Origin of the sequence: Gordonia sesuvii (assembly GCF_036350415.1) — a bacterium.
In the GTDB taxonomy this organism is placed as follows: Bacteria; Actinomycetota; Actinomycetes; order Mycobacteriales; family Mycobacteriaceae; genus Gordonia; species Gordonia sesuvii.
In genome coordinates, this window is sequence record NZ_JAZDUF010000002.1 from 685,054 (window position 1) to 704,616 (window position 19,563).

Here is a 19,563-nt window from a genome sequence, read left to right on the forward strand (position 1 = left end):
ACAATGGAATCGCCTCCGCCCAAGTGTGGGCTGGGCGACACCTCGGCCCGCCGGCCCACCGGCGGCGCTCTTCTAGAGTGGAGTACGTGACCGCATCCTCGACAGCTGCCCACGCCGGCGGCCGACCAGCTGCGACCTGGCAACCCGACAAGTTCCTGGACCGATACGAGGTCCTGACCCTTCCGCTGGGACCAGACCCCGACGGGGAGGACCCGATCACCGCGACCCTGGTCCGCAAGGCCGGTCCGGAGCCGTCGACGAACGGTGCCGTGCTCTACGTCCACGGTTTCACCGATTACTTCTTCCACGAACCGCTCGCCGACTACTTCCATGCCCGCGGCTACGCCTTCTATGCCCTGGACCTGCGCAAGTGCGGGCGGTCGCTGCTGCCGCAGCACACCGCGCATCTGACCACCGATCTGCGGCAGTACGACGAGGAGCTGAGCCGCGCGCTCGACGTCGTCGTCGACGAGACGGCCGGCGACGACGGGCGGGCACGGGTGATCGTCGCCGCCCACTCCACCGGCGGGATCATCACCCCGCTGTGGCTCGACCGGCTGCGGTCGTCGTCGCCGGAGCGTCACGCCCACGTCGCCGGGCTGTTGCTGAACAGTCCCTGGTTCGACCTGCAGGGCAGCGCGGTCCTCCGTACGCCGCCGGTGTCGGCACTCCTGCGCGTGCTCGCCGCCGTACGCCCGAAGGCCGTGTTGCCGCAAGAGCTTTCGGAGGGATACGGCCGCAGCATCCATGAGACGACCGGCGGCGAATGGGCCTATGACCTCGCCCTGAAACCGATGGGCGGCTTTCCCGTCACCTTCGGGTTCCTCAACGCGGTCCGCCGCGGGCACGCCCGACTACACCGCGGCATCGACGTCGGCGTGCCCTCGCTGGTACTCCGATCCGACAAGACCCTGTTCGACCGTGCCCGCCCGAGTTCGGTCGATGACGCCGACGTGGTGCTCGACGCCAGACACATGTCCCGGTGGAGCGGGTGCCTAGGCGACCGGGTGTCGGTGGTGCCGATCGCCGATGCCCGTCACGACGTGTTCCTCTCCGTGCGGCACGCACGCGAGCACGCCTACCGCGAGATCGACGTCTGGCTCCAGGACACGCTCAGTGCACCCGCGACCCCGGTGGACTCACCCTCCGACACGACCTCGGACACGACGGCAGGGCGCGCATGACCGCGCCGCAGGTCGTCGATCTGGCGATCATCGGGTCCGGCAGTGGCAATTCGATTCCCGATCATCGATTCGACGACAAGACGATCGCGATCTTCGAGGAGGGTGTCTACGGCGGCACGTGCCTCAATGTCGGCTGTATCCCGACCAAGATGTTCGTGTACGGCGCGGAGGTGGCCGAGATCGCCCGACACGGCGGCCGACTCGGTGTCGACAGCCGGGTGTATTCCGTCGACTGGCCCGGCATCGTCAAACGCGTGTTCGGTCGGATCGATCCGATCTCGGTGGGCGGCAAGGAATATCGCGTCGATCGCTGCCCCAACATCACCGTGCACTCCGCGCATGTCGAGTTCGATGGCCGCGACGAGGACGGCCGCTACCGCCTGGTCACCGCGGAGTCGCTGGTGCTCGCCGACGAGGTGGTCATCGCGGCCGGGTCACGAGCGACGGTCCCACCGGCCATCGCCGAATCCGCCGTCCGGTACTACACCAACAACGACGTGATGCGCCTCGAGGAGCTGCCGAAACGTCTGATCATCGTCGGAAGCGGTTACATCGCAGCCGAGTTCGCGCACGTGTTCGGCGCCCTCGGCAGTTCGGTGTCGATCGTCGCACGCAGCGGCGCCCTGCTTCGCAAGCTCGACGCCGACGTCACGACGCGGTTCACCGAAGTCGCACGCGAGAAGTGGGATGTGCACCTGAACACGAATGTGGTCGGAGCGACGGATCTGCCCGACGGCCGGGTACGGGTGGACTTCGAGGACGGCGGCCATCTCGACGGTGACGTGCTGCTGGTCGCGACCGGCCGTAAACCCAACGGGGATCGGCTCAACCTGGGGTCGATCGGCCTGGCGCTCGACGCCGACGGGCGGGTCATCTGCGATCCGCATGGTCGCACCGACGCGCCACGGGTGTGGGCCCTGGGCGACGTCAGTTCGCCTTATCAGCTCAAGCATGTCGCCAATCACGAGGAACGGGTCGTGCAGGCCAACCTGCTCAAGGGCTGGGACTCCGACGACCTCGACACCTTCGATCATCGGTTCGTGCCCGCCGCGGTGTTCACGCATCCGCAGATCGCATCGGTCGGACTCACCGAAGACGAGGCGCGTGACCAGGGACTCGACATCACGGTCAAGGTGCAGGCGTACGGCGACGTCGCCTACGGCTGGGCGATGGAGGACACCACCGGGTTCTGCAAGGTCATCGCCGAACGCGGCACCGGCCGACTGCTTGGCGCTCACGTGTTGGGTCCGCAGGCGCCGACCGTGATCCAGCCGGCGATCCAGGCGATGTCGTTCGGCCAGACCGCGCTGGAGGTGGCGCGCGGCCAGTACTGGATTCACCCCGCGATGCCGGAGGTCCTCGAGAACGCACTGCTCGGCCTCGAGATCTGACCCGGTGCGCACGGACGTCCGCCGGTAGCATCGCTGCAATGGCGATCGTGAACCGCGGGTTCGTCGGCAGACGCGACCGTGACGCCGGACGGCTGCCGCCCGGCCAGTACCGCACGTTCGATTTCCCGGTGCTCTCGGCCGAACCGACGCCCACTGTCGGCCTCGAGAAGTGGTCGCTGGCCGTCCAATCGGCGCAACACCGGATCCACAAGTGGAGCTGGTCGCAGTTCCAGGAACTGCCGCACGAGGAGATAGTCACCGACATCCACTGTGTGACCCGCTGGTCGAAGTTCGAGACCCGCTGGCGTGGCGTGTCGTTCGACACCATCCTCGCCGCGCTGCCCTGGCCGGCCGAACCGTATGTGATGGCGCACTGCCACGGCGGGTACACGACGAACCTCGCGCTCACCGACCTGGTCGGTGGCCGCGGCTGGATCGCCGACTCCTATGACGGTGAACCGCTACCCGCCGAACACGGTGGCCCGGCACGGCTTCTGGTGCCGCACCTGTACTTCTGGAAGAGCGCGAAGTGGGTGTGCCGACTGCGGTTCATGTCATCGGACACCCCCGGCTTCTGGGAGAGCAACGGCTACCACATGCACGGCGACCCGTGGTCGGAGCAGCGCTACTCATGAACGAGTGGCAGATCACCGCCGTGATCTCGCAGTTCCGGCACAGCACCAGCGCTCGTTCGCTGCACTTGGCCCTGTCGGAGCCGTTTCAGGGCCTCCCGGGCCAGCATCTCGACATCCGACTGACCGCCGAGGACGGCTACTCGACCGCGCGGACGTACTCCCTGTCGGATGTCCGGGAACCACGTGTCGTCGAGGTCACTGTGGAACGTGCCGATGACGGCGAGGTGTCGCCGTACCTGGTCGACGTAGTGGAGGTCGGCGAACCGCTCGAGATCACCCGCCCGCACGGCGGCTGGTTCACCTGGGAGCCCACCGATACCGCACCGGTGCAGTTGATCGCGGGCGGGTCCGGCCTGGCGCCGTTGATGGCGATGCTCCGGAGCCGCGAGATCGCTGCCCCCACAGTGCCGTTCAATCTGGTGTATTCGTTGCGGTCACCGGACCGGATGTTGTTCGCCGATGACCTGCGACAACTCGCCGAGCGTCGTCGATTGCCCGTCCATCTCGCCTTCACCCGATCAGCGCCGGACGACGACGCGCGCGGTGCGCGTCGTCTCGATGCGGCCGAGCTCGCCGCGGTCACGATGTCGCCCGATAGCGAACCCGCCGTGTACATCTGCGGACCCAACCACTTCGTCGAGTTCTGCGCGGCCGCGATGCTTTCCGCCGGCCACGACCCTCGCCGGGTGCGGACCGAACGATTCGGCTGAACCCAGCGGTCAGCCCGTCGCAACCTGCACCCGATGCGGTAGATGTACCGGTTTCACCTGCGCGACTACGGCATCGAGGCGGGACAGGTCGACCGATTCCGGGTCGGCGACGGTGAGGGTCACGGCCAGCATCTGGTCGCGGTCATCGGTTGCATCGGGACCATGGTCAGGCGCCTCGGCCGAGACCGTCACGCCGCCGGGTTCGGTGATCTGCGGAACGACACCGAAAGCCGCGACCACGGCGTCGTGCACACCGCGCCGCGTGCCGCGCCACCGCAGCAATTCGGCTCCGACGCCGATCAGTTCGCGCTTCTTCGCCGGCGATTCGTGGCCTTCGAGGACGAGTCCGATCCAGCCTGCCAGCCAGTTCAGCGAGTCGGCGGGCGCGGTCGCCGGATCGAGGTAGGCCGGAAAGCAGTCGAGCACGAGGACGGCCGGGCCCAACATCCGGTCGAACGACTCACACAGCCCCTGCGCATAGATGTCGTCGGCGTAGATCGACGGTAGGGTCGCGCCGACCGGATGCGGGCTCACCACCGCGGGCAGATCACCGCGCACTGTACTCACTCCTCACCGGACTCCCCTTCCGTCAGATCACGCGCACCTGATGGCGGTGCGACAGGAACAAACCGTTGGGCGGAAGGGTCAATCGGTCGGTCGGCTCACCGCGCCGCTCGGTCGCCGGATTGACCGGCATGAGTTGCACGTCGACCTCGCCGCTCATGTCCACACCGGGGACGTCGGCGATCGCCGCCGCCAGGTCGGGGACACCGAGTGATCGTGCGACCGGCCACCCGCGGCCCGAACGACCCCCACGCACCGGATGCAGCAGCCGGTACACCCGCGACCGGACGTCGGCCTTCACGGTCTCCCGGTCGAACCCGACGACTGCGCTCAGACTGATCAGCACGGTGACCCCGATGTACTGGGGCGGCTCGATCAACAGCCGGGTGCCGACGAGACGGCGCTCGTCCAGGTACCCGGCGATGGTGTCCAGGGTTCGACGTTGCGGGGTCAGGTCGTGGACGCGTATCTCGCCGTCGGCGGAGTCGGCGACATGCGGGATCACCAGCAGCCGGATGACTCCGGGGGCGGCATCGTCGGCCAGGCAGTGCACCCGCGCGATCTCTGGTGCGGCCTGACGCGTCAGTTCCTCGAAGTCCTCGGCGGTGACCGCCCGCCCGCGGGACCGCAAGACCACCGGACCGCGCAGCTTGAGTTCGTCGATCGTCTCGGCCTCGGCGCCGCCGACGGCGGCCACCCGGTTCTCCACCCGGGCGATGAACGGCACGCTGCTCTTGAGGACCCGCAGCTGACCGACACCGACGTTGCCGTCGGCGCCGCCACCGATGCGGTAGTCCCCGATGGCGACGACCGCACCCTTGCGCGGAATCGCGCCGTATCCGCGCACCGATCCGTCCGCATCACGGATGGCCGGACCGAAGACCACTTCCCCCGAGACCGGGTCGAGGTGGAACACCGGATCGTCCGCGGAGCAGTCGGCGAAGTCGTCCACCGGACGCCACGTCGACGATTCGGTGCCGTCGCTGACCGTCACGCTCAGCGCGTCGGAACGGACCACGGGGTGCTGATGAAGCCGGAACCGTTGTGCCACCGATCCATCCGAGATACCGAGAACCTCGCCGGGAACCGTCTGCATGTGTGCGGCCGGCGTGGTGCCGCCGACCGTTTGCGCCGACAGCGCAGTGATGTGCGGTGACAGGGTGTAGGTCTGCTGCCCCGGGATCGCGTCGATCAGCCGGCAACGCAGCCAGGCGCCACGCTGCCCGGCCACCACGGCGCGGGCATGGTCGTCGGGCAGGTGCACGACGACGTCGCCGGGTTCGTTGAATCCGCCCGTCTCGTCCTTCCCGAGATCGCAGGCCACCCAACCGCGTTCGGTCAACGCTTCCCATCGCAGCGGGGGCCGGCGGGGATCCACACCGACACCGGCGACCCGGCAGGTGATCCGCAGCAGTACCGCGCAGGACGGGACCGGATCGGTCAGCTCGACGAGCAGCGCGTCGTCGGTGCGCGGTGTCGCGGAAAAGCAGTCGAATCCGTCGCCGCGCAACGACAGGCTGCGGTCGGTGGGGTCGGCGTCTGCGGGAGCGGCGAAGACCCGCTTCGCCGAGCACGGGATGATGTCGAGGGCACGGTCGGTCGAGAACACCACCGGCTCGGTCACGTCGGTCCGCACCGTACTCACCTCGGTGCCCGATCGGACGTTGACGATCTGCGGTTGCGGGGCGGACAGCCAGAACGTCACCCGCGTCCGGGCGGTGGACGCCGGGCGCAACTCCAATCCCAGCAGGTCCAGGAACTTGAGATAGTTGCGGTCCGGCACCCGATTGAGTCGATAGATGAGCTGGTCGACCATGGTCGCGACCGCCTCGATCAAGGTGATACCGGGATCGGAGATGTTGTGATCACTCCACTCCGGGAATCGTTCGCGGACAAGACGACGCGCGTCGTCGACGAGATTCTGGAACCTGCGGTCGTCGAGGTCGGGGGCAGGCAACATCACGGTTCTCCCAGCATGTTGGGTGCGGCCGGCGCACCGGGGGACCCGGTCCCGTCCGGCTCGTCGGGGATGACGTAGAAGGGGAAGACGAGGTTCCGGCGATCGTTGCGGCCGTGGATGCGGTAGCAGACGTCGATGTAGAAGGTCCCCACGTCGGCCGCATCGAAATCGACACGGATGTCGTCGACGTCGATCCGCGGCTCCCAGTCCTCGAGTGCGGTGCGCACGTCGCGTGCGATCGAGGCGGCGGTCCCCGACGTCGCCGGGGCGAATACGTGATCGTTGATACGACATCCGAATTCAGGCCGCATGGGTCGCTCCCCCGGCGTCGTCCGGAGAATGATCTCGATCGCCTGCTCGACGTCGCTGCCGCCGGCGGCGAGGGCGAAGGTACCGGTGGGGCCGGTCCGGACCGGGAACGCCCAGCCGCGGCCGACGAAGTCGGCGGGGAGTCGATCGTCCATGTCGGGCACCTGCCTTCGTCAGCCGATGAGGACGGTGGGTGCGCCGGAGACGATGGGGGCACCGCACCCCGACAGGTCGCCGACGCGGGCCGCCGGTCGTCCTCCGATGAGCACCGTGGGGCAACCCGGCGGCACGATCGCGGTGGGCGGGTGCACCGCCGGGGGCGGGAACGAGCAGATGTGTGGGGTACCGACGGTGGCGGCGGGTGCGCCGCCGATGAGGACCGTCGGACATCCCGGCGGTCCGACGACACCCGGATGGGCGGTCGGGTCGCCGACGCGCGCGGCTGGGGGCATGGTCTCTCCTCAGTTGAGTTTGATGGGGGTGCCCTGGAGGGTCACCGGGCCGGATGCGGTGACCTCGGCCGTGGTTGTCGCGTTGACCGACACCCGGCCACCGCGCAGATCCAGTGGGCCCGAGCCGGAGTCGATGGTGATGCCCTGATCGGCCCGCAGCGCGAGAGTGCCGCTGCTGCGGACGGTGATCTCGCGGGCGACGGCGTCGAGTTCGATGCGCAGGGCGTCGTCCGCGGTGGCCACCACGACCCCGTCGTCGCGGCCATCCCGATCGTGCAGGTCGATGCGGTGCCCGCGCCGTGACACCCACGAGCGCCGGTTGACCGATCCGGAGCCGGAATCCACCAGCTCGATGCCTTTCGCGTCCGGTGTGTCGATGCCGTTGAACAGCCCGCCGAGCACATACGGATGCATCTCGTCGCCACGTTCGAACGCGACGAGGACCTCGTCACCCACTTCCGGGAGCACGAGAACGCCACGATCCTTGCCCGCCCCGGCCATGACCGTGCGAGCCCAGCCGCTCACGTAGTCCGACGACAACTGCGGGAACGACAGACGCACCCGGCCCTGCTGTTGCGGGTCGTTGATGTCGGTGACCTGGGCGATCGTCACACCTGTCGACGATGCGGCCGGGGCCGCCACCGACGTGAGGCCGAGCATGCTGCGATTGTGGGCGGCCGACACGGCGATCGCCGTGGTGTACCCGACCTGGGGGTCATAGCGGTGGCGCGCGGACGACAGCACGAACTTGCCGTCGAAGGGAGCACCGAGATCGACGAGAGCGATGGCTGTTCCCGCGCGCAAAGTCGGGTTGCCGGTGCAGACCGCCTCGATCTCGGCGTGACTCCCCGCGATGGATGTGGCTCTCGCCTGCGCGCACGCGTCGGCCTCGGCCTGTGACCGCACACCCCGATCGGACTCCACATGGGTCCGGTCGCCGAAAGTCGCGGCGAGGCCGGCGGCGTCGATGTCGGTCAGCCGCGCACCCGGGGAATCGGGTTGCGCCGCAGCGACGATCGGCTGCTTGGTGGCGACATCCCAGCCGCGGACCTCGACCCGTCCGACCTGCTCGGACGCCGAGATCGCGGATCGCAGGCGCACGATATCGGTGCCGAATCGGAGCACGAGTGGGTTCTCCGGGTCACGTCCCGGCGCCTCCTCGGCCGGTGCAGGTGGCGCGAAATCCAATGCCCCAGAGGTGACTCCGACGCGGTACCCGATCCCCTGCGCGAGTGCCGAGAGGAACTCCCAGTCGGTCTGCGCCTGCTGCGACAGGTGCTCGTACACCGTGGTCGACGGTTCGATGCGCCCCGGCCGCAGACCTGCCCGTCGTGCGCATTGCGTAGCCGCATCCGACGCGGTCACCTGGGTGTACGCCGCGGTGTGACGGCCACGGAACAGCCGGTGGGACTGGTCGTACCCGCGGACGGTGGTGAAGGTGCCCGCCTTCTCGAACTCGGCCTCGATCGCCGTGATCTCGCCGACGAGGAGTTCTGTCGCCGACGACGCCGCATCGGTGGTGATCGCGATGCGGATGGGAGCCCCGACCCGCAGCCCACCGTCTGCGAGCACCTGCCGGGCATTGTCCCGGAAGCGCAGCGAGAACGCGTCCGGGAGGCCCGTGTTGGTGTCCACATACGACGACGTCAGTTGCAGCATCACCGCGTCCGGGACCGGGCTGCCGCCGACGGTGATGGTGAGGCCCGAGGTGGTGGTCATCGGTTCGGCGCCCCTCGGCCGGCGCCGGATGCCGTTGGGTCGTCGACCGCGGGCAGACGGATCAGCGTGCCGGACGGTACCCGGAGCGGATCGTCGATCCCGTTGAACGATGCGATGTCCCGCCACCGCTGTGGGTCGCCGTACTCCCGATGAGCCAGGGTCGCGAGCGACTCACCTGCGATCAGCACATGGCTGCGGCGCGCGGACGCGGCACGGGAGGTGGGGTTCTGCCCGCCCTTGCCGCCGGGCATCTCCTCGATCTCGACAGTGCACACGGCGCGCAACGGTGCGCCGTCCGCCGCGAACAGGGTGAACTTCGCGGTGACCTTGGTGATGAATCCCGGGAAGCTGGTCAGTCCTCCCCACTTGAACACGACCAGCGGCGGGATCGCCTTGGGTGTACCGGTTGTCGCGCTGGTCGGTACGCAGCACGACATCAACCGGTCGACACCCTTGGCCACGCTGTCGTCATGCTTGGCCGTCGCGTCGAGGAACATCTCCAGCGACAACGTGCACGGCTGGGCGCCCATGAACTCGGCCGCACCCGCTTTGGCCGCCCCCTTGGTCGGTTTGCTCTCCCACCGCGCCGCCTTGGTGATGGTGACCTCGCGTGGGTTGAACTGGAACGGAATCGATCCGAGCTTGCCTCCGGGCTTCGCACCCCCGGGCGCCTTGGTCGGCTCGAACAGTTCCAGTTCGGCGTGCACGATCTGGTCGGCGCCTCCCGACCCGGTGGAGGTGCCGGCGGTGTGTGCGGAAACGGCGACGGCGCTGCTCATGATCCCGATCCTTTGGAGCCGCGGATGCCGCGGTGCACGAGTTCGATGGTCTCCACGGCGACCTTCGGTGTCTCCAGGCTCAGCGACGGCCCGCTCCAGCGAACCGGTAGTACGCCGTCGAGCGACCATTCGGCGACGGTGTCACCCTGTGCGTTCTTCGCGGCGATCTTCGCGGTGCCCGGCGTGTAGCCGCCGACGACTGCACTCACCCACTCGGCCAGCTTGTAGCTGTCGTCGCATACCGGCCGGGTGAGTTTGATGTTGCTGAACTTCACCCGACTCGGCAACTGCCACACCATGCCGTTGTTGCCGCCTTCCTCGCGCTGCTCGAGCACGATCTCGAGTCCCAGCCCTTCGCAGCTCACGAAGTCGCCGAGCGGCGCCGAGTCCACGGTGACCGAGAAGCACACGCTCACTGCGGGATCGGTGGTGGTCATGTCAACTCCTCGTCGTCTCGGTCGGGCGGATCATCGGTCGGTGAGCATTCCGGAGCGCTCACGGTCGAGCCACAACTCGGTGCGTAGGCGTGCCGACAGCGGTTCATAGAGTCGGCGGGCCAGTTCCTCCAGGTCACCGGCGTCCATCGACCCGTGGTGCGGTGCGGCTCCGTCGCGAGTCGGGTTCACGCCGTCGACGACTGCTGCGAGGTGATTCCTGCCCGAATCGATTGCCTGTGCCGCGGCACCCGTCACCGAATCACGGAGACCTGGCATGGAGTCCGCCACGGCGGACACCTTGTCGACGGCTTCGCGAGGTAGTGCTTCGGTGACCCGGTCCCGAACATGTCCCACGTGCGTGCTCAGCAGATCCGGAACCGACGACGATCCGAGCGCGTCGCGGACCGGCGACGGAATCTGAACGGGCAGTGGGAGTCGCTGCACCGGAGCGGCCACCGGCATGCTGTGCTTCTGCGGCCGGACCGTCGCAGAGCCGATTCCGGCCGAAGCGGGCTCCGCGACGGCGTCGACGTGACTCGCCCCGAACATCGTCGCGAACGACACCGGCGCACCGGAAGTCTCCGACGCCAAGGTGGTCCGCGAGCGCGACGTGGCCAGCGGTCGCCCGACCGCAACCCGTTGCACGGGCGCCACTTCCACCACGTCGACTGTGCGCCGATTCCCGTCGACTGGGCGCTGAATTCCGTCGACTGGGTCCTGGATCCCGTCGACTGGGCGCCGAATCTCGTCGACTGGGCGTCGAACTTCGTCGACTGGGCGTCGAGGCGTATGAACATCGAGCTCGGCTTTCGAGGTCATCGCGCTCCGCTGCACAGGCGCCACCCCCGTCGCGCTCTGTTCCAGGTCCCCACCCGGTCCCTGAGGAGCGAGCCTGCGAGCCTCACGAAGGGCGGCCATCGCACTCGACTCCCGATCCCCACCCGGCCCCTGAGGAGCGAGCCTGCGAGCGTCACGAAGGGCCGTCACAGCTGAATCGGCGATCGCCGGTTGATCTGGCGGCGCCGTCTGCACCGCCGCCGTTGAGGTCGTTGGCGCCGTCACCGGCATCGCCGATGACCCGTCGACGGCCGGAGGTGGAGGTGCCGGCTCGCGGGGAGACATTGTGGAATGACGCGAGACCGACACCGTCTGGAGTCGCTGCACGGCGCTCTGCCCGGGGCCATCCGCGGCGCGGAGCGAGTCGGCGGCGATGGCCGGCGCTCGACGGGTCACGGGGGTGAACGGCATGGGGGTGAGTGGTGCGGCGATCGAATCGTCGGAGGTCGGGCGGTCGGAGAGCGCGCTGTCGGCACTGCTCCCCCCCACGGCCGCACTCCGAACCGGTTGTGCTGCGTGCGTTGCCAACTGAACTGGTGTGGACATCGGGGTGAGTGATCTGCCGGTGATGCCGACTCCGGGATCGTCGGTGGTGGGGAGGATTCGGCTGACCTGTGCCGGCTCGGACACTGAGGTCGACTCGGAAACCGAAGTCGTGTCGAGTACTTCCGTCAAAAACGGGCTCGCTGGTTCGGCGACCTCACCAGAGCGCGGCACTTCCGCCGGGGAGCCATCGGCGGGCGCGACGATGACGGGATGCGGCGCAGCCGAGGAGAACACACCGAGATGGCGTGGGTCCGGCGCTCTCTCGGTCGACCTCGCCACCGTCACGATCGGTGGGGTCGGTCGCGCGACCTGGACGGCGTCACCCGGGCCGCCTCCAACGGCGTTCGGCAAGAGCCGTTGGTCGTGCTGGAGATCCAGCGTCGTCGCCAGGGACCGCATCACGGTCGGTGTGTCACTTGTGGCGAGCGAGGCCCCGAAGCGACCGGTGGTCGCGATGTCGTCGGACATCGCGATGTGCATCGGCTCCATGATGACCGGTTCGCGAGGCGCCGAGGTCTGCACGCTGCTGCGTCCGGTCATGCGCTGCACCTCGGGCGCCGGTGTGTCCCGGCGGAACCACGATCGCCAATCCATCGGTGTCGTCTCCGTTTCTGTGCCGTCAACCGTCGGTGCTCAATTCGTTGATGAGAGCGACGTAGCGTTGTCGTTCGGCGTGCTCGAGGTCGAGAAGCTCTTCTCGACCCCAGTGGAAATTGAGGGCCACGTACGAGATCTCCCGAAACAGGTTCTCGATCCCGTACGTCGCTATTCCCCCAGGCGCCCACCGGAGAGGTCGACGGCGAACTCGCCGGTGCAGTGTGGGCAGACGACCCCGGCGCGGGTGTGCCCTTCCTGGTTCACCCGTCGATACAGATCCTGGAGAAACGCGAGGTCGGAAGCGAACATCGACTCCACCACCCCTGCATGTACGTCGTCGAGGGTGCCCAGTCGTGTCACCACCCGGCTGATGAGCACGACGGAGAGGTATCCCGGGTTCTCGCGGACCCGGTCGTCGCGTTGTGACACGAGTTCGTCACGCGCGGTGGCCAACCGCATGGTTCCGCTCTGGTGAACCCCACCCGCGGCGTCGACGTATCCGCGTGGCAGGACGAAGTCGAACTCCGTGGCCAGAGTCGGATTCCCGCCTCCACCACCGGCCCGATCGCCGTCCGCGACGGCCGCGGCGTCGAGAACGGCTGCGCCACCGTGGGTCCTACGCACTGTCGACCTCGAGGCGCTCGTAGGTCAGAACCAGCTTCTCGGTGAGCACGCTGGTGTCCCCGGCTTTCATCGTGTTGACCTCCAGGCTCTTCGGCCATGCGTTGGTCACCTTGTACCTCTTGACCGCGCTGCCCTCGTAGTCGTAGACGACGATCGCCCCGCCCTTGCGGACGTCGCCCATCTTCCCGAGTTGAGAGTCCTTGATCCATTTGTCGAAGCTGTTGTCGTCGGTGAGCGGCCGGGTCAGCGTCACCTCGCCGGCCTTCCATCGCCCGGGCAGCTTCTTGATCGAATACTTTCCGTCGGCCGCCGTGTTCGACTTGTACTCGATGACGTCCTGCTCCATCTTGAGGCCGTTGACCTCGGTGATCGATTTGATCTGGATGCCGTCGAACTCGAGGCCGAACGAATGGCCGACGGTGCTGTCGAATTCGGGTAGTGCCATGGTGTCACTTCACTTTCTCGGATGGTCATTCGGCGACGAGGCTGGTGCCGCCGGAGTACTGGGAGAGCCGGAAGATCACGAACTCGGCGGGTTTCACCGGCGCGACACCGATCTGACACACCACTTCTCCGGCGTCGATTCCCTCGGCAGGGTTGGTCTCCGCGTCGCACTTGACGAAGAACGCCTCGTCGGGGGTGAGGCCGAAGAGGGCGCCGCGGCGCCATTCATTGGTGAGGAAGGCGCTGATGGTGCGCCGCAAGCGAGCCCAGAGTGCGGGGTCGTTCGGCTCGAACACGACCCAGTTCGTCCCGTCCAGGATCGACTCTTCCAGGTAGTTGAACAATCGACGGATGTTGAGATATCGCCAGGACGGATCGGAGGACAGGGTGCGCGCGCCCCAGACGCGGATGCCGCGGCCGGGAAACGCACGGATGCAGTTGATCCCGTAGGGGTTGAGCATGTCGTGTTCGTTGCGGGTGATCTGTGTCTCGATCTCGACGGCACCGCGGACCACCTCGTTCGCGGGTGCCTTGTGTACCCCGCGGGTGTCGTCGTTGCGTCCCCAGATGCCGGCCATGAACCCGGACGGCGGGAGGTACTCGCCTTTGCCGACGCCGACCCAGGGCCAGTACATCGCGGCGTATTTCGAGTCGTATCCGGCGGTCTCGGTTCGCCATTGCTTGATCTGTTGGGCGTTGAGCCCCGGCGGAGTGTCCAGGATCGCCATGCGATCGCCCATGAGCTCGCAGTGCGCGATCATGGCCAGCTGTACCTGCTTGACGGTGTCGAGGTCGACGGCCTTCTGGGCATACGCGGTCATGAGGTCCGGGATGGCGACCATGGTGATGTCGTCGATGGCCTCCAGACCGGAAAAGCCCGTTCGGGTTTCGACCTTGCCGACGTAATCCTCCGACGACAAGGTGGACGGCACCTCCGCGGTGGGCGCGGGCGCGACCAGGGCCGCCGATTGGCCCGGCACCAGTTCTCCGCCACTCTGCCCGGAGACGACCTCGATCTTGATCAGCTTGGAGTCGTTGGCGACGACCGTTTTCAGGTTGTGCTGTCCGCGCCCGCCGACCGTGCCGGTGTGTGTCTCCACCACTTCGTCGCCACGCTTCACCACCAGCTTGACACTTCCCTCGGGTGCGCCCTCGTCGGGTTCGGCGATCTCCACCGACAGGTGCCCGTCGGCTGATCCCGACTCGAGCGCAACGGCTTTCACGTTGCCGATCTCGGCTTGAGCTGCTCCCGGCTCGATCGATCGATGGGGCGATCCGTTCGGCGACCCGCTGCCGTCCTGGCCGATCCGCACGATGTAGCAGTTCCCACCACCATTCTGGAAGTAGGCGAACACCGCCTGTGCCAGTGACGTGTTCGCCATGAACCCACCGAAGGTGGCGGTGAACTGTGTCCAGTTGGCGACCAGGGTGGGACTGTCGAACGGCCCCTTCTCGGCGAGACCGACGAATGCCGCGACCGCGGTGCCGACGCCCTCGATGGGCCGGGAACCCGAATCGACTTCTTCGACGTAGACGCCCGGTGACAGATATGAAGGCATGGGATGCTCCTGACTCGCCTCGTGAACCGGTGATTGCCTCGATCTTCGGCGGTCGAACTCCCTGTGAGAACGTGCCTTCGGCCGGTGCCGAGGGCAGTTTCGGATTCCCCTTCGGGCATCGGTCCCAGACCTGTGCGGTCAGGTCGCGTTGTCTGCCCGTTCGGGCAGTACATCTGGGCCTCAAAGCGATTGGTCCCTGATGGATGGGCTGCCACAGTTGACTCAGCACCTCTGTAGGCGAAACGAGGCTGTAGTGAGCGATATCATCTGCGAATCATGCGGAACCGCGAATCCGCCCGGGACACAGTTCTGCACCGAATGTGACGGGTACTTCGGGTGGTCCAGCGCCCCGAAGCCTGCGCGAGGCCCGGCGGCACAGTCGGGGCGTGCGTCGGCACGACCCTCCACCGGGACCGCGCCGTCGCCGGGCGCCACCGACACGAGTCGGGTGATAGCACCCACCGTGGAACCGGAGCAGACGTCGGTGGTGCTCGATCCGGCTGCAGCGGTGCCGATGTCGTTGCACATGTACAACCCGTCGCCGATCGTGGACGGCTACGCCGTGCATGTCCCGGCGGCACCCGACTGGTTGACGGTGACCCACGAGGAGATCCGTCTGCTTCCCCACACCGACGCGATGGTGCCGATCGCCTTCGGCATCACCGAGGGGACGTCCCCGGATGCCCAGACCGTGGCGGTCGCACTCGACATCCGGTCCCTCACCGATGACCGCAAGACGACGACCGCCACCATCGAGGTGACCGTGCCGCGATTCGGCCGTCCGGTGACACTCGAGGCCCATCCGTCGATCGTTCGGCTGACGGACGAGGTACGTGGGACCGTGCTTCTCACGGTGGACAACTCGGCCGCGAACCATCCACAATCTGTGGTACTGACGGCGTCGGACCCGGAAGGGGTCGTCGACTTCGCCATCGAGCCCCAACATCTCGATATCCCCCCAGCTCAGACGATGTCCGCGACCCTCACCTTCGAGCTCCCGACCATCGACTTCGGCACCCGGATGGAGCGCGTCCTGACCGTCACGGCCACCGCAGGCGACGACGAATCCGAGACCTCGGTGGCCGTCACCCAACAACGGTCGGCAGCACCGGAGTACGTTCCGGTCGAGCTTCGCCTCGAACCCAGCGTGCTGCGGGTCCGCGATTTCACGATGGCCGACCTGACCCTCGTGGTCGACAACCGCCGCGGAGCCGCCGACCGGACATTGACAGTGGGTGGCCGCGACGCCGAATCGAAGGTGGCGTTCCGGTTTCCCACCTCGCAGATCCGGGTCGCCGCAGGGAAGATCGCGACGCTGTCGCTCACCGTCGAGGCCGACGCGCCCGCGGCCGGCGAGGATGTCTCCTATCCGTTCACGGTTCTGGCATCCGACGAGATCGACGAGGTGGAGACCACCGGAACGCTTGCCCTGTCCACTTCGCCGCCGGCGATCACCACGGCGACCCTGCGACTGCACCCCAGCAAGATCAGTGTGCGCAACTCGGCCACGGGTCGCAGCAAACTCATCGTCGACAATTCGTCGTCGGACCAGTGGCTGCGGACTCATCTGGCCGGTTCGGACCCGGAAGCCGCGGCGCGGCTGACGATCCGACCACCCACCGTGGACGTTCCGCCGCGTAGGTCGGTGTGGGCGGATGTGACGGTTTCCGCGGATCCACCGGATCCCGGCGAATCCGCCGAACGTCCGCTGTCGTTCACGGCCACCGACGGCCGGTCCACCGTCACCTGCGACGGCACCTTCGCCCAGCGCACGTCCGACTGGTTGCCGATCGTGCGGGTCGTGCTCACGTTGTTGGGCGCACTGGTCGCGGGCGCAGGTGCCTTCGCGCCGTGGGCGGTCACTCTTCCCGACTATCTCATCGATAAACTGCTTGTGGCACAGACGCAACCGGGTGCGGAGCAGATCGATGAGGTGGCCCAGACCCAGCCGATCGCCCGCCTGGCGGTGCTGGTCCTCGCCGGGGCGATGGCCCTCGGGGTGTTCGCCCGAACCGGGAAGCCGACCCAGACCGCGGCAATCGCGATGGCCCTCGGGTTCGTCGGATACATGGTGTACCTGACGCAGAAGTTCGGGACCGGTGGCCCCATGTACGGCGCGGTCTTGGTCGTGGTCGGCGCGGTACTCGGTTTCCTAGGCGGACTGTGCATCCGACGCCGCTGAGAACTCCGCGAACTCCGGACCGATCAGCCGCCCCATCTTCCGGTACTCCTGCTCGACGCCGTGAACGAGGTCGTCAGTGGTGACCGCGCGGGTCTGCGCGGCGGCCCGGTACGCGGCCGTCACCGCGGCGGAGCGGATGTTGCCGCCGGACATCGCGAATGTCCGCGCACACAGGTCGATGTCGAGCGAGGGCGCGCACGGGACCGGTGCCGCCAGGCTGTGACGCCAGAGTTCACGCCGTGCGTCCTCGTCCGGGCGCGGGAACTCGATGACCGCATCGAGGCGACGGGTGAAGGCGTCGTCGAGGTTGGCCCGCAGGTTCGTGGTCAGGATGGCGAGTCCCCGGAATGCTTCGAGTCGCTGCAGGAGGTAGGCGGTCTCGACGTTCGCGTAGCGGTCCTGCGCGTCGCGCACCTCGCTCCGCTTGCCGAACAGCGCGTCTGCCTCGTCGAAGAGCAGGACACCGTTGACCGATTCCGCTTCGGCGAAGATCCGGTCGAGGTTCTTTTCGGTCTCCCCGATCCATTTCGAGACGACCGATGCGAGATCGACGGTGTAGAGATCGAGTCCGAGGGCTCCCGCGAGCACCTCGGCGGCCATCGTCTTGCCCGTACCGGAATCGCCGGCGAACAGAGCGACGACACCGTGGCCGCGGGCACCACCCCGACGCATCCGCCAGTCCCCGAGGACTTGTCGGCGGAATCGTGCGCGGCCGGCGAGGTCTCCCAGCCTGTCGACGGTCGCTTCCGGCAGCACCAGATCCGACCAGTCCACCTCCGGCGTGACGCGACGGGCCAGTCGTTGCAGCCCGGCCGAATTCAGCATGCGGGCACCGTCCAGGAGATGATCGACCCGCAGTCCGCCGACGTCGCCCGCGACTGCCCGCCGGGCGGTGTCGACCGCTCGCCCGATCTGCTCGGGTGTCAACGCGTAGACGGCGAGGGCATCCATCTCGACGTCGGTCGACTCGACCGTGACATGGGTGCGCCACACCTCCAGTCGATCTCGGGTCGAGACCGGTGACGCATGCACCGTCAGCGGCAGCCGGTCGGCCAGTTCCGGCTCCCACGGGCCGCGCCCCACCACCACCAGCGGTGCCGGCCCGGCGAACAAGCGAGACCGGCGCAAACCGTCGGAGCTCTCGTGCACGCCGTCCAGCACGATGACCGCCTCCCGCAACACCGCCTCCCGGCGGACTGCCACGAGCACCGGGCCGAGTCCGTCCTGCGGGAGCCGCCGCGCATCGACGGTCAAGGCGGGTCGACCGGTCGCGTCGATTGCGGCGGCCGCCGCGGCACTCCCGTTGCTCCCGTCGTCGTCGCGCACATAGATGAAGTCGGCGTGGCAACGCAACGCACGCGCGACCTGCTCCGCGGTCTCCCCGTCGAACCGACCGGGATCGGTCACGACGTCGACGAGCAGAGGATCCGGTCCGTCCTCACCGAGAAGGTGATCGACGACACGATCCGGTACCCGCAGGGTTCGGGTGAGGAAGGGACGATCGGTGTCGTCGACGACCACGAGACCCAGATCCACCAGCGGTGCGCTGGGCGCCAGACGCGCACGCGCACTCCCCTCCCACGAGGAACGCCCGGACAGGGCGAAAGCGAGGTCCGGGGACGCGCGGCGGCGGGAGACGTCATCGTTCAGGTAGCCGTAGAGCCGTTCCCACCGGGCGTCGATCTCCGGCAACGCGCAGATGAGCAACAACTCGACATCCAGTTCCGAGAGCCCGCTGGTACGTGCGAGCCTGCGCAGTCGCAGCTCGGCGCCCGCACTCTCCCGTGCATCCGCTCCCGTCTCGACCGTCGCCCGTGCGCCGCTCCGAAGAGGCGGGTCCCGCTGGGGCTCCAGGAGTGCGTCGACGGTGGCATCACCGATGTACAGACCGCGAAACGGGTCGTCTGGTGTGGGGTCGACACTTCGCCGGAAGCCGATCACCTCACGAATCCGGTCTTCCACCAGCTCGATTCGAGCTCGCAGGTACCACAGGTTGTCGTTCATGCCGGTTCCGTCGGGTGCTCCACGATCCGTGCTCGCCGACGCACCTCGGCGTCGCGGTCGCTCCCCAGCTCGACCGAATGCAGCACCGGTGTCCGGACCGGCGGACCCACCGGTTGCGTCCGGGCGATGGGCAGCGGGGCGCAGACGACGACATCGATCGACGGCTTGAGTTCGCCACCGAGAGCACTCCACACGTCGGCGAACGAGCGGTCGTCCGACGGCGGCAAGGCCACCGTCATGGTGACCGGTAGCGCCACGTCGCGCAGGGACGGCCCCAACCGCTCGGGCGGAATCACCGGGTGATTGACGAGACTGCGGAGTAGCAATGCCAGCAGGCCGTGCTCGTCCTCGGGACGCTGGGTCCAGGCGGCGACCAGATACGACAACCGGAAGTAGCGGGGTGGACTGTGCCGCGCCGTCGTCCTGCCGTCGTGATACTCGTTGACGAAACCGGTTTCGCGCCTGCGGACATCTTCGCGGATGTCGTAGAGGTAGGCACAGATCGTCGGACCGCTCCGTTTGCTCGCCCAGTCCTTCGTCGGCGCGTCGAAGGACACGTCGACCGCGGCACCGGCCAGCGCGTCGTCGACGACGATCGATCGGAGTGCGGCGTCGATCTCGTCGATCACC

The 19,563-nt window shown here is 67.8% G+C and carries 19 protein-coding genes; 5 read left to right on the top strand and 14 right to left on the bottom strand.

The window, feature by feature from the left end:
- The first annotated feature begins 86 nt into the window (after window positions 1-86).
- From VZC37_RS09845 to VZC37_RS09860, 4 genes are read left to right on the top strand one after another with little or no spacing between them, the layout of a single operon-like run.
- Window positions 87-1,184 (top strand): alpha/beta hydrolase, encoded by a 1,098-nt coding sequence (locus VZC37_RS09845; protein ID WP_330432274.1) that lies wholly within the window; start codon window positions 87-89, stop codon window positions 1,182-1,184.
- Window positions 1,181-2,575, top strand: a complete 1,395-nt coding sequence (gene mtr / locus VZC37_RS09850) for a mycothione reductase (RefSeq protein ID WP_330432275.1) — start codon at window positions 1,181-1,183, stop codon at window positions 2,573-2,575. Before VZC37_RS09845 ends, mtr begins: the two co-directional genes overlap by 4 nt.
- A gap of 38 nt (window positions 2,576-2,613) precedes the next feature.
- Window positions 2,614-3,210 carry a sulfite oxidase-like oxidoreductase gene (locus VZC37_RS09855; protein ID WP_330432276.1) on the top strand — a complete coding sequence of 199 codons (597 nt, stop codon included), beginning with the start codon at window positions 2,614-2,616 and terminating at the stop codon, window positions 3,208-3,210.
- Window positions 3,207-3,920, top strand: coding sequence for an FAD-binding oxidoreductase (locus VZC37_RS09860; RefSeq protein ID WP_330432277.1), 714 nt, complete (start codon window positions 3,207-3,209; stop codon window positions 3,918-3,920). Before VZC37_RS09855 ends, VZC37_RS09860 begins: the two co-directional genes overlap by 4 nt.
- A 9-nt stretch (window positions 3,921-3,929) precedes the next feature.
- Here VZC37_RS09860 and VZC37_RS09865 read toward each other — a convergent pair whose 3' ends face one another.
- The 12 genes from VZC37_RS09865 to VZC37_RS09920 all read right to left on the bottom strand — a co-directional run bounded on the left by VZC37_RS09865 (window position 3,930) and on the right by VZC37_RS09920 (window position 14,747).
- Window positions 3,930-4,487 (bottom strand): phage tail protein, encoded by a 558-nt coding sequence (locus tag VZC37_RS09865; protein WP_330432278.1) that lies wholly within the window; start codon window positions 4,485-4,487, stop codon window positions 3,930-3,932.
- A 22-nt stretch (window positions 4,488-4,509) separates the two neighbouring features.
- A complete protein-coding gene (locus VZC37_RS09870) occupies window positions 4,510-6,444 on the bottom strand; it encodes a putative baseplate assembly protein (protein WP_330432279.1) in 1,935 nt (644 codons plus the stop codon).
- Window positions 6,444-6,908, bottom strand: coding sequence for a GPW/gp25 family protein (locus VZC37_RS09875; RefSeq protein WP_330432280.1), 465 nt, complete (start codon window positions 6,906-6,908; stop codon window positions 6,444-6,446). The genes VZC37_RS09870 and VZC37_RS09875 overlap by 1 nt, the downstream gene beginning before the upstream one ends.
- Before the next feature lie 18 nt (window positions 6,909-6,926).
- Complete coding sequence (locus tag VZC37_RS09880) at window positions 6,927-7,205, bottom strand: PAAR domain-containing protein (RefSeq protein WP_330432281.1); 279 nt, start codon at window positions 7,203-7,205, stop codon at window positions 6,927-6,929.
- A 9-nt stretch (window positions 7,206-7,214) separates the two neighbouring features.
- The gene (locus VZC37_RS09885) at window positions 7,215-8,924 is read right to left on the bottom strand and encodes a VgrG-related protein (RefSeq protein WP_330432282.1); all 1,710 of its coding nucleotides are present in this window, start codon (window positions 8,922-8,924) and stop codon (window positions 7,215-7,217) included.
- Window positions 8,921-9,703, bottom strand: coding sequence for a CIS tube protein (locus VZC37_RS09890; protein WP_330432283.1), 783 nt, complete (start codon window positions 9,701-9,703; stop codon window positions 8,921-8,923). The genes VZC37_RS09885 and VZC37_RS09890 overlap by 4 nt, the downstream gene beginning before the upstream one ends.
- Window positions 9,700-10,140, bottom strand: a complete 441-nt coding sequence (locus VZC37_RS09895) for a phage tail protein (RefSeq protein WP_330432284.1) — start codon at window positions 10,138-10,140, stop codon at window positions 9,700-9,702. The genes VZC37_RS09890 and VZC37_RS09895 overlap by 4 nt, the downstream gene beginning before the upstream one ends.
- 30 nt (window positions 10,141-10,170) lie before the next feature.
- Window positions 10,171-10,800 carry a hypothetical protein gene (locus tag VZC37_RS09900; RefSeq protein WP_330432285.1) on the bottom strand — a complete coding sequence of 210 codons (630 nt, stop codon included), beginning with the start codon at window positions 10,798-10,800 and terminating at the stop codon, window positions 10,171-10,173.
- Between the two features lie 1,342 nt (window positions 10,801-12,142).
- Window positions 12,143-12,349 carry a DUF6760 family protein gene (locus tag VZC37_RS09905; protein ID WP_330432513.1) on the bottom strand — a complete coding sequence of 69 codons (207 nt, stop codon included), beginning with the start codon at window positions 12,347-12,349 and terminating at the stop codon, window positions 12,143-12,145.
- Window positions 12,289-12,744, bottom strand: coding sequence for a hypothetical protein (locus VZC37_RS09910; RefSeq protein WP_330432286.1), 456 nt, complete (start codon window positions 12,742-12,744; stop codon window positions 12,289-12,291). Before VZC37_RS09910 ends, VZC37_RS09905 begins: the two co-directional genes overlap by 61 nt.
- The gene (locus VZC37_RS09915) at window positions 12,737-13,189 is read right to left on the bottom strand and encodes a phage tail protein (RefSeq protein ID WP_330432287.1); all 453 of its coding nucleotides are present in this window, start codon (window positions 13,187-13,189) and stop codon (window positions 12,737-12,739) included. Before VZC37_RS09915 ends, VZC37_RS09910 begins: the two co-directional genes overlap by 8 nt.
- A 25-nt stretch (window positions 13,190-13,214) precedes the next feature.
- Window positions 13,215-14,747, bottom strand: coding sequence for a phage tail sheath family protein (locus VZC37_RS09920; protein WP_330432288.1), 1,533 nt, complete (start codon window positions 14,745-14,747; stop codon window positions 13,215-13,217).
- Between the two features lie 448 nt (window positions 14,748-15,195).
- Here VZC37_RS09920 and VZC37_RS09925 point away from each other — a divergent pair, with 448 nt between their 5' ends.
- The gene (locus VZC37_RS09925) at window positions 15,196-16,929 is read left to right on the top strand and encodes a hypothetical protein (protein WP_330432289.1); all 1,734 of its coding nucleotides are present in this window, start codon (window positions 15,196-15,198) and stop codon (window positions 16,927-16,929) included.
- Here the strand turns inward: VZC37_RS09925 and VZC37_RS09930 are convergent.
- Window positions 16,900-18,933, bottom strand: a complete 2,034-nt coding sequence (locus VZC37_RS09930) for an ATP-binding protein (protein WP_330432290.1) — start codon at window positions 18,931-18,933, stop codon at window positions 16,900-16,902. The genes VZC37_RS09925 and VZC37_RS09930 overlap by 30 nt on opposite strands.
- Entirely contained in the window at window positions 18,930-19,562 is a 633-nt protein-coding gene (locus VZC37_RS09935; protein WP_330432291.1) for a Pvc16 family protein, read from the bottom strand. Before VZC37_RS09935 ends, VZC37_RS09930 begins: the two co-directional genes overlap by 4 nt.
- Between the last annotated feature and the right edge of the window lies 1 nt (window position 19,563).

What these genes read in the sequence shown, in the direction of transcription:
- mtr (WP_330432275.1), top strand. Translation starts at nt 1,181, where the DNA reads ATGACCGCGCCGCAGGTCGTCGATCTGGCGATCATCGGGTCCGGCAGT.
- VZC37_RS09855 (WP_330432276.1), top strand. Translation starts at nt 2,614, where the DNA reads ATGGCGATCGTGAACCGCGGGTTCGTCGGCAGACGCGACCGTGACGCC.
- VZC37_RS09860 (WP_330432277.1), top strand. Translation starts at nt 3,207, where the DNA reads ATGAACGAGTGGCAGATCACCGCCGTGATCTCGCAGTTCCGGCACAGC.
- VZC37_RS09870 (WP_330432279.1), bottom strand. Translation starts at nt 6,444, where the DNA reads ATGTTGCCTGCCCCCGACCTCGACGACCGCAGGTTCCAGAATCTCGTC.
- VZC37_RS09875 (WP_330432280.1), bottom strand. Translation starts at nt 6,908, where the DNA reads ATGGACGATCGACTCCCCGCCGACTTCGTCGGCCGCGGCTGGGCGTTC.
- VZC37_RS09880 (WP_330432281.1), bottom strand. Translation starts at nt 7,205, where the DNA reads ATGCCCCCAGCCGCGCGCGTCGGCGACCCGACCGCCCATCCGGGTGTC.
- VZC37_RS09885 (WP_330432282.1), bottom strand. Translation starts at nt 8,924, where the DNA reads ATGACCACCACCTCGGGCCTCACCATCACCGTCGGCGGCAGCCCGGTC.
- VZC37_RS09890 (WP_330432283.1), bottom strand. Translation starts at nt 9,703, where the DNA reads ATGAGCAGCGCCGTCGCCGTTTCCGCACACACCGCCGGCACCTCCACC.
- VZC37_RS09895 (WP_330432284.1), bottom strand. Translation starts at nt 10,140, where the DNA reads ATGACCACCACCGATCCCGCAGTGAGCGTGTGCTTCTCGGTCACCGTG.
- VZC37_RS09915 (WP_330432287.1), bottom strand. Translation starts at nt 13,189, where the DNA reads ATGGCACTACCCGAATTCGACAGCACCGTCGGCCATTCGTTCGGCCTC.
- VZC37_RS09920 (WP_330432288.1), bottom strand. Translation starts at nt 14,747, where the DNA reads ATGCCTTCATATCTGTCACCGGGCGTCTACGTCGAAGAAGTCGATTCG.
- VZC37_RS09930 (WP_330432290.1), bottom strand. Translation starts at nt 18,933, where the DNA reads ATGAACGACAACCTGTGGTACCTGCGAGCTCGAATCGAGCTGGTGGAA.